This is a genomic window from Bathymodiolus heckerae thiotrophic gill symbiont (genome assembly GCF_900128515.1).
GTDB lineage: Bacteria > Pseudomonadota > Gammaproteobacteria > PS1 > Pseudothioglobaceae > Thioglobus_A.
Map to the genome: position 1 here is coordinate 1 of NZ_FQTP01000039.1, position 15,076 is coordinate 15,076.

The following is a 15,076-nucleotide window of genomic DNA, read 5'->3' on the forward strand; positions in this document are numbered from 1 at the left end:
GCAGGGTGGAACTGGGTTAGGGTTGGCAATTGTTAATCATATTGCTCATAGGCATAATGCAGAATTACGTATTGATAGTAAAGTGGGTGTCGGATCTACATTTTCAGTTTGTTTTATTAGGGTGTAAGTCTATTGTTATAGGTAAGGTCTATATTTTGGAGAAGGTGAATAGATTTTAGCCAAGCCCCTCTTGCACAAAAAAGACAAAGTTATTTAATGCGGTATCGAGCAGACTGAGCGTGAGCCTGTAACCCCTCGCCATCTGCCAATGTTGCAGCAATTTCACCAAGCACACTAGCGCCTTCATCTGACACCATAATCAAGCTTGATTTTTTTTGAAAATCATACACACCGAGTGGTGAAGAGAATCTTGCCGTACCAGAAGTAGGCAGTACGTGATTTGGACCAGCGCAATAATCGCCTAAAGATTCACAGGTATGACGCCCCATAAAGATAGCACCAGCATGTTTAATACCATCAAGCATGGCTTTAGGATCTTCAACAGAAAGCTCTAAATGTTCAGGTGCGATTTGATTAGAAATACTAACTGCCTCATTCATATCTTTGGTCAGAATTAGCGCGCCACGATCTTTAAGTGCTGTTGCGATAATGTTTTTACGGTCCATAGTTGGCAATAGTTTGACAATACTCGCCTCTACTTGATTGATAAAATCAGCATCTGGGCAGAGTAAAATTGATTGTGCATCTTCATCATGCTCAGCTTGGGAGAATAAATCCATCGCAATCCAATCGGGATTGGTTTTGCCGTCACAAATAATTAAAATTTCACTTGGACCGGCAATCATATCAATACCAACTTGACCAAATACAACGCGTTTTGCAGTGGCAACGTAAATGTTTCCAGGGCCGACAACTTTATCAACCTTTGGAATGGTTTGGGTGCCATAAGCTAAAGCGGCAACCGCTTGAGCACCACCGACTGTAAATACCGTATCTACACCTGAAATATAAGCAGCAGCAAGTACCAGCTGATTAACAACACCATCTGGTGTTGGTACTACCATGATAAGCTCTTCTACACCTGCTACTTTGGCAGGAATGGCATTCATCAATACAGATGAAGGGTAGGCCGCTTTTCCGCCTGGAACGTACAATCCTACACGATCTAGTGGGGTAATTTTTTGTCCCAGCATGGTACCATCATCTTCCACGTAGGTCCAAGTATTTTGTTTTTGTTTTTGATGGTAAATGCGTACGCGATCAGCTGCAGTTTGCAGTGCAGTTTTTTCTTTCTCGCCTAGCGTATCAAAAGCCTCTTTTAGAGCAGCCACTTCAATAGTAAGCTCGCCTATATCAGCCGCACTCATTCGATCAAATTTATTGGTGTAGTCAACTAATGCTTGATCACCTGTTTTTCGAATATTGGCAATGATGTCATCAACTGTTTTGGCAACATCGTTATTGGAAACACTTTCCCAGGACAAAAGAGAAGATAGTTTCTCTTGAAAATCAGCTTGAGTTGAAGACAGTTTACTAATCATAAGTTTTTTTCAATGGCTGTAATCCAACTTTTAATTTGGGTATTTTTAGTTTTGAATGAAGCATTGTTAACTACCAAACGTGAGCTAATATCAACAATATGATCTAGTGGAATTAGGCCGTTAGCCTTTAGTGTGTTGCCAGTATCAACCAAATCAACAATGCAATGTGACAATCCAACCACTGGTGCTAATTCCATAGCGCCATAAAGCTTGATAATTTCACAAGGCTGGCCTTTTTTCTCAAAAAATTGTTTGGCAGAATTAACGTATTTGGTTGCAACTTTTAAAATATTTTCTTGTAAATGATCAGTAGATTTAGCAGCCACCATTAGCTTGCATTTAGCAATGCCAAGATCTAGCATTTCAAATAAACCATTGGCACCATGCTCGAGCAAAACATCCTTGCCAGCAATACCCATATCAGCAGCGCCATGTTGTACGAATACTGGCACATCCGTTGCACGAATAATGATGACTTTAACATCTTCTAAATTGGTATCAAGAATCAGCTTACGAGAGTTGAGCTCTTCGTCGGCAATTTCCAATCCAGCTTTTTTTAATAATGGCAAAGTCTGCTCTAGAATTCTACCTTTTGATAATGCAATGGTTAATATGATAATTTTCTCTAATCTTGTATGCGCTGAATATCAGCACCTAATAATTTTAATTTTTCTTCAATGGTTTCATAACCACGATCTAGATGGTAAACCCGTTCAATTGTTGTTGTGCCTTGTGCTGCTAATCCAGCCAATACTAACGAAGCAGAGGCACGTAAATCAGTCGCCATTAGGTTTGCGCCCGTGAGCGATTTTACACCTTTGGAAATAACCGTGTTACCTTCTAGGCTCAGCTCAGCACCCATGCGAGCCAACTCAGGAATATGCATAAAACGATTTTCAAAAATGGTTTCAGTGATAGTTGCCTGGCCGTCTGCAATACTGTTTAGGGCGCAAAATTGTGCTTGCATATCTGTCGGGAAGTTTGGATAAGCGCTGGTTCTAACATTCACTGCTTTTGGCTTTCTGCCTTTCATGTCAAGCGTAATACTAGTTTTGTCGCATTTTATTTCAGCCCCAGTCTCGATTAATTTTCTGATGATTGCTCGCATTGATTGATGGTGAATATTTTTGAGCGTTATTTTTCCACCGGTAATTGCAGCGGCGATTAAATAGGTTCCAGCTTCAATACGATCAGGACAAACCGTATAAGTGGCGCCTGATAAATTAGACACGCCTTCGATAATAATTACAGAAGTACCAGCACCGCTAATTTTGGCGCCCATTTTAATTAAGCAATTGGCAAGATCTACAATCTCTGGCTCTTGTGCGGCGTTATGAATAGTGGTTGTGCCTTGAGCAAGTGTTGCCGCCATAAGAATATTCTCTGTAGCGGTTACTGTGATTTGTTCAAAATGAACATCGGTGCCAATCAGTTTTTCAGCACTTGCATGGATGTAGCCATTTTTAACTTCTATCTTCGCACCTAAATCTTCTAGAGCTTTTAGGTGTAAATTAACTGGTCGCATGCCAATTGCGCAACCACCTGGTAAGGAAATTTTAGCTTCACCATACTTGGCAAGCATGGGCCCTAATGACAAAATAGAGGCGCGCATGGTTTTTACTAGGCTGTATTCTGCAGTGAGTTTTGTAAGTTTTGAGGAATCAACAAACAATGAATTATCCGATTCAAGAATAAATTCTGAGCCCATATCCATTAACAATCTGAGTGTTGTAGAAACATCACTCAGGTGAGGAGTGTTGTTTAATATCAAGGGTCCATCTGCCAAAATTGAAGCAAAAAGAATAGGTAGGGCGGCATTTTTAGAGCCGGCAATTTTGACTGATCCATTAAGAGTCTTTCCACCTTTGATGACTAATTTGTACATTTTATTTTAACTTTTCAAGTTTGTTTTTTGATCTTTCAATCAATGCATCGACACCTTTACGCTTGATGTACGAGTTAAATTGTGCCTGGTAATTTTTAACAATACTAACACCAGAAAAAACAACGTCATAAACATTCCAGCTGTTTAGTCTAATTAATTTTAGAGTGATAGAAAAAGGTTTTGAATCGCTATTAATACTGATATTTAACTTAACAATGGCTTTATTGTCTTTTCTTCTGATATTAGGGTCAACAAAAATTTGAACACTATCGAGTTTTTCATAGCTCGCCAGCATCCCGATGTAATCTTGGATAAGAGATTCAGAGATATAATGTTGGAAAAATTGCCTTTGCTGGATATTTAATCCATCCCAATGTTGATCTAGGGCAATCTTTGCAGCAACATCAGTCGCAAGATTAGGTAGTAGCTTAATACGAATTAACGCTTCAACATTTTCCTTAGAATCTTTATTTTGTTTTTTTAATTCTTTTAATGAGCTTAGTGTGCTCACCATGATGTTTAAAGCTGCCACTCCTGGTGGATCAATAATATCTTTAACATCTTTTGAAATATTTTGCTCATGTAAGCTACTATCCATTGCCAAAGTTAAATTGCTAAAGAAAATACTGAATATAATAATTAGGGTTTTAATCATTGTTTTAAATAAATAAATAAACTACCTTTTATTTTACCTTTTTTCATAAATGTCTATTAAAGAAAAACTCAACAATCTAACCGAGTATCCAGGTGTTTATCAAATGTTGGATAAACAAGATCAAGTTATTTATGTCGGCAAGGCTAAAAATTTAAAAAAACGTGTTGCTAATTATTTTTCAAAACAGCATGAAGATGGCAAGACTCGAGCGTTAGTCAACAATATTGATGATTTTAAAATTATTGTCACCGCTACTGAAAACCAGGCTTTATTGTTGGAATCTGAGCTTATTAAGCAGTATATGCCACGATACAATATTTTTCTGAAAGATTCAAAGAGTTATCCGTACATTTCTATTAGTAATGACAAGCATCCTAGGGTTGGATTTTTTAGAGGAAAAAAGCTTGCTAAGCATCAGTATTTTGGACCATTTCCTTCGGCTCATGTGGTGCGTGATTCATTATCTTTATTGAAGAAAATCTTTAAAGTTAGGCAATGTACCAATGCAACTTATCGATCACGCTCTAGAGCGTGTTTGGAATATCAAATCGGTCTTTGTAGTGCACCTTGTGTTGGTCATATAAATGATGAAAACTATCAACAAGATGTAACCATGATGTCTTTATTTTTAGCTGGAAAAGGCAAACAAACACTCGATAAAATATCGCAAAAAATGCAAATTGCCTCAATTGATCAAGATTTTGAACTTGCCGCCAGAATGCGTGATCAGTTAATTGATTTGCGTAAAATACAAGAGCAACATGCGTCTAATTCTACTGCTGATTTAGATGTGATTTCTGTCCTTCAGCAAGATGGTGTTAATGCAATTGAAGTACTGTTTATTCGTTTTGGAAAGCAAGTTGGGCAAGAGTTTATCCTGCCTAAAAATTCCTCTTATCGAAAGGTTGAGCATGTATTGAGTGCATTCTTGCCATTATATTATTTGGGTAAAGATACGCCAAAGCAGCTTCTGATTAGCCATAAACTAAAAGATAAAAAACTCATCTCTACTGCACTTAATACTCATATTATCGATACACCAAACAAAGATAAAAAGCATTATTTAAATATTGCTAATCTAACCTTAAGGGAAAATTTAAAGCAAAATCTACTGACCAGGTTTAGAAAAAAATCTACTTTGATTCATTTACAAAGTATTTTAAATTTGAAATCTTTGCCAGAGTATATGGAATGTTTTGATATTAGCCATATGATGGGAGAGGCGACTACAGCATCTTGTGTGGTATTTGAAAAGGGCGTGCCAAAAGTTAGTAAATATCGTCAATTTGATATCAAAAACGTTACTCCAGGTGATGATTACGCAGCCATGAATCAGGTGATTTTTAGACGCTATTCTAAATTACTAAAAGAGAAAAAACCCTTGCCTGATGTGGTGTTTATTGATGGTGGACTAGGGCAGCTTAATCAAGCAGTGATGGTAATGAATTCTATTGGAGTTGATGATATTCAATTGGTTGGCGTTGCCAAAGGAGAGAAGCGTAAAGCAGGGCTGGAAACTTTAATTACCATTGAAAATGACAAGGTGAATAAAATAAATCTACCGCCACATGATCCAGCACTTATGCTGATTAATCATATTCGTGACGAATCACATCGTTTTGCGATTAAAAACCATCGATTAAAGCGCGGTAAAAATCGTACCACGTCACCCCTGGAGTCAATCAAAGGTATTGGTAAATTAAGGCGTAGTGCATTGTTGAATTATTTTGGCGGATTGCAAGAAATTAAAAGCGCTTCGATTGATGAAATTCAAAAAGTAAATGGCATTAATTTGGCATTAGCGACTAAAATAGTCGAATCTCTTAAATAATCCAATTAGTATTATGTTTTTAATTCGTCTATTAATTATTGCTTTTGTTGTTGGTTATTGTGTGTGGTTTATTAGCAATAGAGTGCTAGGTAAAAATCTAAAAATGGCCCGTGTTATTGCGGCGACATTAATAGTAACAACTGCTATTTATCTAATATTAGGCACCATGTCATACGTACTAGAAGGTTAGCTTGTAACTAGTTGGTTGAGCTTAAATGCAAGCCAACAATACCGATCATAATCAATAAAATACTGCCAAATTTTAATAAATTAGCGGATTCATCGAAATAGATAATGCCTATCGCTGTAATTAACACAATACCAAGGCCAGCCCAAATTGCATAAGCAATGCCCATTTCAAACTTTTTCAAAGCGAATGTCAGCGCAATAAATGATAAGGCGTAACAAACGAAAATAAGTATAGATGGCAAAAGTTTGCTAAACCCATCTGAGAATTTCATGGCAGTTGTTCCAGCTACTTCTAGGACAATTGCTAATATTAAAAAAACCAAGCCTGCATCATGATATTTTTTTCGAAATAACCAATGTTTTTAAATGTTTGGTGCTGTTAATTATCTTATCACTAACATTGACTAAAATAGCCATATTTGACACTTCCCAAACTGGCATGTCACGCATGTGATCACCCATATAATCAAAGTTTTTCTTGCCAAATCGCGCGACTAATTTATCTGCCTTGTTATGAGAAGATAGGTTGAAATCAGCATTGCTAGCCATTACATCATCAAATAATTTAATATGTTTGGCAACAGAAAAAGCATAACCCTTATATGAGGCGGTTGCCAAAATAATTACGTCGCCTTGTTTTTTCCGATCATTGATATAATCAATAGTGGCTTGAATATAAGGTAGTTTAGTCACATCAATTTCAAAGCGCTTTGCTAATTGACTTTTTAAGCAACCTTTGCCTTTAAAAAACCAAAATGGATAAAGAAAAATCATCCAGGGTTGTTTTTTTAATACACCAATAGATGATTCATATAATAAATCAGTGTTAATTAGGGTGTGATCCAAGTCAACAATTAGTGGTACGCGCTTCATTCTAATTCTCCCCATTTATCAAAATATCGCTCTAAATCAGCCTCTAATCTAGCTAAGCGAATAAGTGCATCTTGAGATTCATCAGTTTGAAAAAATTCAGGATCTGATAATTGTAGTTGGATTTCGCCAATTTCTATTTCAGTCTTTTCAATTTTCTTGGGTAAGTTTTTAAGTTCTTGCTGTTGTTTGTAGGTTAATTTTTTATTAGTCTGAACAGCTATTTTCTGTGTTTTTTCTTTGGGTTTTTTCTTCGGCTTTTCGGCAATTATCTTATCTTGTTTTTGAATTAGATAATCATCATAACCACCAGCGTATTGATTGATCACACCATTGCCATCAAGTACTACAGTAGAGCCAACAACGTTATTTAAGAAGGTTCTATCATGAGAAATAAGGATTAGCGTTCCGTTGTAATCTACTAGCATTTCTTCTAGTAATTCCAAGGTTTCAATATCAAGGTCGTTGGTAGGCTCATCGAGAACCAAAAGGTTGGCAGGCTGTGAAAGAATTTTAGCCAACATGAGTCGATTTTTTTCACCACCAGAAAACATTCTGATCGGCGCCATGGCCTGTTTTCCAGTAAACAAAAATTGACGTAAATAGCCAATAATATGCTTACTCTTGCCGCCAACATCGATATGCTCGCGACCACCTGAAACAAAGTCCATGGCCTTCATATTAGGGTCGAGGTTTTCACGCATTTGATCAAAATAGGCCAGCTGAATAGTTTTTGATCGACGAATATAACCTTTTGTGGGTTGTAGCTCATCCAATAGTAATTTGATAAAGGTTGATTTTCCAGTGCCATTGCCGCCAATGATGCCGATTTTTTCACCTTTTAACACCAGCATGGAGAAGTCTTTAATAAGTGTCAGGTCTGCAATTTCATAAGAAATTTTCTTAACTTCAAATACAACTTTAGAGGACCTATTTTCGTCTTCAAGTGCATGAATTTTTACATTGCCTTTTTTGGCTCGACGGTTGATAAAAGAGCTGCGCATATCTTTCAAGGCTCGCACTCTGCCCTCATTACGGGTACGACGCGCCTTAATACCTTGTCTGATCCAGGTTTCTTCTTGAGCGAGTTTTTTATCAAAGCGAACATTGGCAAGTTCTTCTGTATGCAATTGCTCATCTTTGCGTTTAACGTAATCTCGATAGCCGCATTCAAACACACTTAAATTACCACGGTCTAAATCAAAAACCTTGTTAACAATGCCCGCAACAAATGAGCGATCATGGCTAATTAAAATTAAGGTGCCATGATATTCTCTGAGCATTCTTTCCAAGTCAAGAATGGCGGTAATATCCATGTGGTTGGTCGGCTCATCAAGTAGTAAAACATCTGGCTCTTGAATGAGAGCTCGAGCCAGCATAACACGTCTACGCCAACCGCCAGATAAGGTGGCAAGCGTGGTATCACCATTTAAGTTGAAGCGATTAAGAGTGGCTTCAATTTTATGTAGATATTGCCAGCCATCAAGCTGGTCAATTCTTTGTTGATATTTGCCAGCTTCATCAAGCTTACCTTGTTTGATTAGGTGTTGATATTTAGTCAGGATGTCGCCAATTTCACCCAGACCTTCAGCAACAATATCAAATAGAGTTTTATCGTTATCTTCTGGCGGTGTTTGCTCTAAATAGCTAACGGTAATGCCGTTTTTAATCTTTAACTTACCATCATCAGGCTCAATTGTGCCTGCCAAAATACGCATGAAAGTTGATTTTCCCTCGCCATTTCGACCGATCAGTGCAATTTTGTCACCTTTGAGAATGGTAGAGCTGACTTGATTCAAAATTGGCTTATCTGAAAAGCTCAAAGAAATGTTATCAAGTGTAATTAATGGCATGGGTCTCCTTTTTACAACGTCTGACGAGTGTAAAATCTAGGTTTTAAAGATTAAAAAGTTAAGTATGCAAAATTTTACCCAAACAATGGCGCTAGTTAAAAGAGTTGGCTTGTGTATTATGCTATTAATTTTTCAACCTGTATTTGCTGAAAGTATTGAAGCAAATAGCTTTGTTAATACACAACAAGAACAGCGTTACCGAAATTTGATTGATGAAATTCGCTGCCCAGTTTGTCAAGGCCAAAGTATTGGTGGATCCAATGCTGGCCTTGCTAAAGACCTGCGCGAAAAGGTTAGAGAGTTGATTACTACCCAAAAAACAGATGACCAAATTCGCCGTTATATGACCGATCGATATGGTGATTTTGTTGTATTTAAGCCACCTGTTAATATTAATACTTATTTATTGTGGTATGCACCATTCGCTTTTTTATTATTCGGTATTTTCCTTTTTGTTCGATCGTTTAAGAGTAGAAAAAACACTCAAGCGCCAACAATTGACACGAGTAAGGCTAAGGATTTATTAAAGTGAGTCAACATGAAATAATCGTTAGTACTGATGGGCGAGGTGCTGTTGAAATTACCACTCAAGTTAATAAATTAATTAATAATGCATCTGCGCAGTTGTGCCATGTATTTGTTACGCATACTTCGGCATCATTAATGATTACTGGCAATGAAGATCCTAATTTATTACTTGATGTGGAGGATTATTTTAAAGCCAGTGTGACTGATGCAAGTCCTAATTATCGACATGATGGAGAGGGTGATTTTGATATGTCTGGACACATTAGATCGATTCTCACTGGCGAAGCAAAAACCATTCCAATTATTCAGGGAGAGCTTGCTTTGGGTGAATATCAAAGTCTGTATCTTTATGAGCATCGTGCTGGAAAAAACACTAGAAAGTTAATCATCACCCTGACATGAGTATAGAAAAAGAATTAAGTGAGCTGATGGTTGAGGCTTATACACATCAAAAAAATAACGATTTATCTTTGGCTATTCAAGCTTGGAATGGCTTAATTAATCACCCATCTGTTGATGATAATTTAAAAGCCAATGCTTATTTAAGTTTGGGAAATTTACATCAGTTGCAAGGTAGTGATGATTTAGCTATTGAAAGCATGTCAAATGCCATTCAAGTAAATCCAAATAGCCCGGAAGCGTATTTTTGTTTGGCTTATTTAGAGCAAGAAAAAGAAAATTTTAGTTCAGCTATTGGCTATTTTGAGCAAGCTATTGAGCTTAATAATACTGATAGCGGTGCTTTTAATAATTTGGGTAATTGTTATGATCGATTAGAACAAAATGATGAAGCAATTAATGCTTATTCTCAAGCTATTGCCCTGGATGAAAACTACATTGCTGCTATTTATAATCGAGGTAATGCTTACATTAAAATCAATAAAGATGAGCTTGCTTTAGAAGATCTAAATAAAGCCATTGAATTGGATGCAAATTTTTATCAAGCCTATTATAATCGTGGCACCTTATACAAGCGTATGGATAATATTGCGCAATCTAAGCAAGATTTAACCAAAGCCAAGCAATTGGCACAGCAAGAATTAGAATATAAAACACAGAGCTAACCCTTATGAGTAATCAAGACGACAATAAATTAATCACTGAAAGAAAATCAAAATTAGACAAACTAAGAGAAGCTGGCAATCCTTTTGTTAATGATTTTAAGCCTGAACATTTAGCTCAAGATCTTATTAATGATTTTGATCAGTTTTCTAAAGAAGAATTAGAGCAAAAATCTATCAAGGTTTCTATTGCTGGTCGAATGATGCTTAAGCGTGTGATGGGTAAAGCTAGCTTTGCTACTCTGCAAGATTCAAGTGCTAGAATCCAAGTGTTTGTTACTCGTGATGAATTGCCTGAAAATTTTTACAACGAGCAATTTAAAAAATGGGATATTGGCGATATTGTAGGCACAACGGGTACGCTATTTAAAACCAATGTTGGTGAGCTTTCAATACGGGTTGACAGTATTAAACTATTAACCAAATCATTACGCCCATTGCCAGAAAAATTCCACGGCTTATCTGATCAAGAAACCAGATACCGCCAGCGCTATGTTGATTTAATCATTAATGAAGAAGTGCGTAGCACCTTTAAGCGTCGTAGTGCGATTGTTGCCTACATTCGTAACTTTTTTAATGATGCAGATTTTATGGAGGTGGAAACTCCAATGTTGCAAACCATTCCCGGTGGTGCAACGGCCAAGCCATTTGAGACGCATCATAATGCATTAGATATCGGTATGTATTTACGCATCGCGCCTGAGCTTTATTTAAAGCGTTTGGTTGTTGGTGGTATGGATAGAGTGTTTGAAATTAATCGTAATTTCAGAAATGAAGGCCTGTCAACGCGTCATAATCCTGAATTTACTATGATTGAATTCTATCAAGCTTATGCCACTTACCACGATTTAATGGATCTTACTGAAAAACTGTTTCGCGGCATTGCTGTTGATGTTTGTGGCAGTGCTACCATTCATTACCAGGGCGATGATTTTGACTTCTCTAAAGGGTTTAATCGCATTAGTGTGTTTGATTCGATTCTTGAATACAATCCGAGTTTTAGTGCGCAGGATTTAAATAAAGACAATGCTAAAGCAACGGCTAAAAAATTAGGTATTGAAGTTAAAGATAATTGGGGCTTGGGCAAAATCCAAATTGAGATTTTTGAAGCAACTGTTGAAGAAAAACTCATGCAACCAACTTTTATTACCGAGTATCCAACTGAAGTTTCACCTTTAGCACGTCGTAATGACGACAATCCGTTTATTACTGATCGTTTTGAATTGTTCATTGGTGGACGTGAAATTGCTAATGGTTTTTCTGAGCTTAATGATGCTCAAGATCAAGCACAGCGTTTTAAAGCGCAAGTGGCAGAAAAAGATGCGGGCAATGATGAAGCCATGCATTACGATGCTGACTACATTCGTGCACTGGAATACGGCATGCCGCCAACTGCGGGTGAGGGTATTGGCATTGATCGTTTGGTAATGTTATTTACAGATTCGCCATCAATTCGTGACGTGCTGTTGTTCCCGCATATGCGACCTGAGGCAAAGTGAGTGCACCTGTATTAACCATTGACGGACCAAGTGGCGTTGGCAAAGGTACGGTTGCTCGAGTTGTTGCACAGCAACAAGGCTGGAATTTATTAGATTCTGGCGCTATTTATCGAGCTTTTGCTTTGGCAGTTGAAAGTAGAGGTGTGGATATTGCCGATGAAAACGCATTAGAAGAAATTGCCAAAAATCTAGATCTTGCCTTTAAAACCCATGAAGATAGTGAACTAGTCAGCGTTTATCTTGATGGTAGGGATGTATCTAAAATTTTACGCACAGAGAAAACGGGCGAGAAGGCTTCAAAAATAGCTTCAATTGGCGTGGTTCGCGCTGCACTTTTAAAGCGTCAGCAAGATTTTTCCACCTCACCTGGTTTGGTTGCAGATGGTCGTGATATGGGCAGCGTGGTTTTTAAAAATGCAGCCTATAAAGTTTACTTAACTGCAAGCAGTGAAGAGCGTGCTAATAGACGCCTAAAACAATTGCAAGCGCAAGGTCATCAGGGTATAATGTCGCAAATCTTAGCAGAGGTTGAAGCAAGGGATGAGCGTGATAGTTCGCGTAAACATTCACCTTTAAAACCTGCAAAGGATGCCTTAGTCATTGATACCACTGAGTTGTCATTGGATGAGGTTATCGCTCAAGTGAGCGAGCTGGTTAAAGCTTAAGCGGTTAAGCTTTATAAATAAACTAACCCGATATGCATTAGGCGTTACACCGTAAATAGCCTAAAAAATTACCGGTCAATATCAAAGAAGAAAATATGTCAGAATCATTTGCTGAACTGTTTGAGAACAGTGTAGAACAACAAAACGTAAAAGTAGGTGCCTTATTAATGGGTACTGTAGTTAGCATTAATCGTGAAAAAGCGATTGTAAATGTTGGCTTAAAATCAGAGGGTTTTATCTCTCTAGACGAATTTAAAAACCCACAAGGTGAATTAGAAGTTGCAGAAGGCGATGTAGTAGAAGTCGCTCTTAAATCAATCGACGATGGCCTGGGTAATACATTATTGTCACACACTGAAGCGAAACGCATCAAGTTATGGCAGTCATTAGAAACAGCAATGAATTCTAAAGAGACTGTTACTGGTATTGTTACTGGCGCTGTTAAAGGTGGTCTTACAGTTGATATTGGCGTTGTTAAAGCGTTCTTACCAGGTTCGTTAGTTGATGTACGTCCTGTTAAAGATTTCTCATACCTTACTGGTCAAGAAATTGAAGCAATCGTTATTAAAATGGATGAAGTTAGAAACAACATCGTTATTTCTAGAAAAGCAGTTATGCAAGAAGCTAACTCAGCTGATCGTGAAACATTACTTGAAACACTTGAAGAAGGTAAAGAAATTGACGGTATCGTTAAGAACCTTGCTGACTACGGTGCGTTTGTTGATCTTGGTGGTGTTGATGGTTTACTACATATTACAGACATCTCTTGGACGCGTGTTAATCACCCATCTGAGAAGCTTACAATTGGCGACAACATTAAAGTTGTAGTTCTTAACTACGACAAAGAGAAGATGCGTGTATCACTAGGTCTTAAGCAGCTTACTGCTAGCCCTTGGGATAACATCTCTGATCGCTTACCTATCGGTAAGAAAGTTACTGGTACAGTTTCTAACCTTACTGACTACGGCGCGTTTGTACGCATCGAAGACGGTGTTGAAGGACTGGTTCACGTTTCTGAAATGGATTGGACTAACGCAAATGCACGTCCTTCTAAGATTGTTAAGCTAGGTCAAGAAGTTGACGTAGTAGTATTAGACGTTCAAGAATCTAAGCACCGTATTTCATTATCAATGAAGCAAGCATTAGAAAATCCATGGGAAGCGTTTGAAGCAACTCAAAACAAAGGTGATAAAATCATCGTAAACGTTAAGTCAATTACTGACTTTGGTTTATTTGTTGGCTTACAAGGTGGTATCGACGGTCTAATTCACTTAGCTGATATCTCTTGGGATAAGCAATCTTCTGAAGAGTTAGTTGCTAACTATTCTAAAGGTCAAGAATTAGAAGTTGTTATTCTTAATATTGATGCAGAAAAAGAGCGCATCTCTTTAGGTATTAAGCAGCTTTCTGAAGATGACTTTATGCAATATGCATCAGCTAATAAGAAGGGTGCTATTGTTAAGGGTACTATCTTAGAGGTTGATCCTCGTGGTGCTGTTATCGGTCTAGCTGAAGATATTACTGGCTACCTAAAAGCAGGTGAAATTTCACAAGAGCGTGTTGAAGATGCAACTACTGTATTGAAGACAGGTGCTGAAATCGAAGTTGTTATTATGAACGTTGACAGAAGATCTCGTAATATCGCAGTGAGCGTTAAAGCGAAAGATTCAGTTGAAGAGCAAGCGGCAATGGCAGACTACAATAAGCAGTCTTCTGATGATGCAACTGGTTCAACTCTAGGTGACTTACTTAAGCAAGCTAAAGATAAGTAACCCTTAGTCAATAAAAAGGCCGCTGCGTAGAGATACAAAGCGGCCTTTTTTTATGGTGAAATTATGAAAAAAACAGATTTAATTCAAAACTTGACAGAAAACTCAAACCTAGCAAAATCAGACATTAAGCACATGGTTGATTTAATCTTGGATAGAATTACCCAGTCAATTGTATCGGGTGAAGGAGTTGAGATTAGAGGCTTTGGTGCTTTTATAAAGAAGCATCGAAAAGCACGTCAAGGTGTTAACCCAAAAACCAATGAAAGAACGAAAGTTGAAGCCAAATATGTACCTTTCTTTAAGCCAGGAAAAAGCTTAAAAGAAATGGTAAATAAAGCTTAATTTTTGGTTGTTTTTGAATAAGGATAATGTATAATTTCACTTTTCGCACTTAGTGTTGAAAAACCAATATGGGGCGTTAGCTCAGTTGGTAGAGCATCGGACTTTTAATCCGCTGGTCGAGCGTTCAAATCGCTCACGCCCCACCATATTATTAAAGGGTTTGCAGAGATGCAAGCCTTTTTTATTGTCCGAAGTTTAAGTATTTCGTACATAATTCGCACACTAAAGTTAAAAAAATAATGGGTCATGACAACCCAAGCATATTTAAAATCATGTTAAAGTACCGTTATGAAAGTAAAAAAACAAGTATGTAAATCGTTCCCGTATTTCAGAGAAGAAATTTAGAGAAATAATTAAGTATTTTTCTCTTGATTTGAACGCAGTTCAAATCAAGGAATTAACAGGATTGAGCAGACAAACAATC

16 protein-coding genes, 1 tRNA gene and 2 pseudogenes are annotated in these 15,076 nt (G+C 37.4%); 12 read left to right on the forward strand and 7 right to left on the reverse strand.

Features of this window, described 5'->3' with window-relative positions; genetic code table 11:
- The coding region (locus tag BTHERMOSOX_RS06100) for an ATP-binding protein (protein ID WP_249360624.1) at nucleotides 1–127 on the forward strand (127 nt) is incomplete at its 5' end.
- An 82-nt stretch (nucleotides 128–209) separates the two neighbouring features.
- On the opposite strand, the gene hisD is transcribed toward BTHERMOSOX_RS06100, so the two are convergent.
- Genes hisD through BTHERMOSOX_RS06120 form a run of 4 tightly spaced genes read right to left on the reverse strand, consistent with a single transcriptional unit; the run spans nucleotide 210 to nucleotide 4,042 of the window.
- Entirely contained in the window at nucleotides 210–1,502 is a 1,293-nt protein-coding gene (gene hisD / locus BTHERMOSOX_RS06105; RefSeq protein WP_138120229.1) for a histidinol dehydrogenase, read from the reverse strand.
- Nucleotides 1,499–2,116, reverse strand: coding sequence for an ATP phosphoribosyltransferase (gene hisG / locus BTHERMOSOX_RS06110; protein WP_138120230.1), 618 nt, complete (start codon nucleotides 2,114–2,116; stop codon nucleotides 1,499–1,501). The genes hisD and hisG overlap by 4 nt, the downstream gene beginning before the upstream one ends.
- Before the next feature lie 11 nt (nucleotides 2,117–2,127).
- On the reverse strand, nucleotides 2,128–3,387 hold the full coding sequence (gene murA, locus BTHERMOSOX_RS06115) for a UDP-N-acetylglucosamine 1-carboxyvinyltransferase (RefSeq protein WP_138120231.1): 1,260 nt from the start codon (nucleotides 3,385–3,387) through the stop codon (nucleotides 2,128–2,130).
- Nucleotide 3,388: 1 nt separating this feature from the next.
- The gene (locus tag BTHERMOSOX_RS06120) at nucleotides 3,389–4,042 is read right to left on the reverse strand and encodes an MlaC/ttg2D family ABC transporter substrate-binding protein (RefSeq protein WP_138120232.1); all 654 of its coding nucleotides are present in this window, start codon (nucleotides 4,040–4,042) and stop codon (nucleotides 3,389–3,391) included.
- A 49-nt stretch (nucleotides 4,043–4,091) separates the two neighbouring features.
- On the opposite strand from BTHERMOSOX_RS06120, the gene uvrC reads away from it, so the two are divergent.
- Both uvrC and BTHERMOSOX_RS06130 read left to right on the forward strand, forming a co-directional pair.
- On the forward strand, nucleotides 4,092–5,873 hold the full coding sequence (gene uvrC, locus BTHERMOSOX_RS06125; RefSeq protein WP_138120233.1) for an excinuclease ABC subunit UvrC: 1,782 nt from the start codon (nucleotides 4,092–4,094) through the stop codon (nucleotides 5,871–5,873).
- A gap of 13 nt (nucleotides 5,874–5,886) precedes the next feature.
- Nucleotides 5,887–6,063, forward strand: a complete 177-nt coding sequence (locus tag BTHERMOSOX_RS06130; RefSeq protein WP_171004667.1) for a hypothetical protein — start codon at nucleotides 5,887–5,889, stop codon at nucleotides 6,061–6,063.
- A 7-nt stretch (nucleotides 6,064–6,070) separates the two neighbouring features.
- On the opposite strand, the gene BTHERMOSOX_RS06135 is transcribed toward BTHERMOSOX_RS06130, so the two are convergent.
- From BTHERMOSOX_RS06135 to BTHERMOSOX_RS06145, 3 genes are read right to left on the reverse strand one after another with little or no spacing between them, the layout of a single operon-like run.
- Nucleotides 6,071–6,334, reverse strand: coding sequence for a DMT family transporter (locus BTHERMOSOX_RS06135; RefSeq protein WP_249360625.1), 264 nt, complete (start codon nucleotides 6,332–6,334; stop codon nucleotides 6,071–6,073).
- 58 nt (nucleotides 6,335–6,392) lie between these two features.
- Nucleotides 6,393–6,950, reverse strand: coding sequence for a hypothetical protein (locus BTHERMOSOX_RS06140; protein ID WP_249360621.1), 558 nt, complete (start codon nucleotides 6,948–6,950; stop codon nucleotides 6,393–6,395).
- Nucleotides 6,932–8,785 (reverse strand): ATP-binding cassette domain-containing protein, encoded by a 1,854-nt coding sequence (locus BTHERMOSOX_RS06145; protein ID WP_138120235.1) that lies wholly within the window; start codon nucleotides 8,783–8,785, stop codon nucleotides 6,932–6,934. The genes BTHERMOSOX_RS06140 and BTHERMOSOX_RS06145 overlap by 19 nt, the downstream gene beginning before the upstream one ends.
- A gap of 64 nt (nucleotides 8,786–8,849) precedes the next feature.
- Between BTHERMOSOX_RS06145 and BTHERMOSOX_RS06150 the strand changes: the two genes are divergently transcribed.
- The 9 genes and pseudogenes from BTHERMOSOX_RS06150 to BTHERMOSOX_RS06190 form a co-directional block, all read left to right on the forward strand.
- A complete protein-coding gene (locus BTHERMOSOX_RS06150; RefSeq protein ID WP_138120236.1) occupies nucleotides 8,850–9,317 on the forward strand; it encodes a cytochrome c-type biogenesis protein in 468 nt (155 codons plus the stop codon).
- Nucleotides 9,314–9,715: a secondary thiamine-phosphate synthase enzyme YjbQ gene (locus BTHERMOSOX_RS06155; RefSeq protein ID WP_249360623.1), complete on the forward strand. Its 402-nt coding sequence runs from the start codon at nucleotides 9,314–9,316 to the stop codon at nucleotides 9,713–9,715. The genes BTHERMOSOX_RS06150 and BTHERMOSOX_RS06155 overlap by 4 nt, the downstream gene beginning before the upstream one ends.
- A complete protein-coding gene (locus BTHERMOSOX_RS06160) occupies nucleotides 9,712–10,377 on the forward strand; it encodes a tetratricopeptide repeat protein (RefSeq protein ID WP_138120238.1) in 666 nt (221 codons plus the stop codon). Before BTHERMOSOX_RS06155 ends, BTHERMOSOX_RS06160 begins: the two co-directional genes overlap by 4 nt.
- A gap of 5 nt (nucleotides 10,378–10,382) precedes the next feature.
- Nucleotides 10,383–11,873, forward strand: a complete 1,491-nt coding sequence (lysS, locus tag BTHERMOSOX_RS06165) for a lysine--tRNA ligase (RefSeq protein ID WP_138120239.1) — start codon at nucleotides 10,383–10,385, stop codon at nucleotides 11,871–11,873.
- Complete coding sequence (gene cmk, locus BTHERMOSOX_RS06170; RefSeq protein WP_138120240.1) at nucleotides 11,870–12,538, forward strand: (d)CMP kinase; 669 nt, start codon at nucleotides 11,870–11,872, stop codon at nucleotides 12,536–12,538. The genes lysS and cmk overlap by 4 nt, the downstream gene beginning before the upstream one ends.
- A gap of 95 nt (nucleotides 12,539–12,633) precedes the next feature.
- Nucleotides 12,634–14,310: a 30S ribosomal protein S1 gene (gene rpsA, locus BTHERMOSOX_RS06175; RefSeq protein WP_138120241.1), complete on the forward strand. Its 1,677-nt coding sequence runs from the start codon at nucleotides 12,634–12,636 to the stop codon at nucleotides 14,308–14,310.
- A gap of 48 nt (nucleotides 14,311–14,358) precedes the next feature.
- A pseudogene (locus BTHERMOSOX_RS06180) lies at nucleotides 14,359–14,652 on the forward strand (HU family DNA-binding protein); the annotation flags it as partial.
- 70 nt (nucleotides 14,653–14,722) lie between these two features.
- Nucleotides 14,723–14,798: transfer RNA gene (locus tag BTHERMOSOX_RS06185), tRNA-Lys, on the forward strand.
- Between the two features lie 179 nt (nucleotides 14,799–14,977).
- Nucleotides 14,978–15,076 (forward strand): annotated as a pseudogene (locus BTHERMOSOX_RS06190) (IS1595 family transposase); the annotation flags it as partial.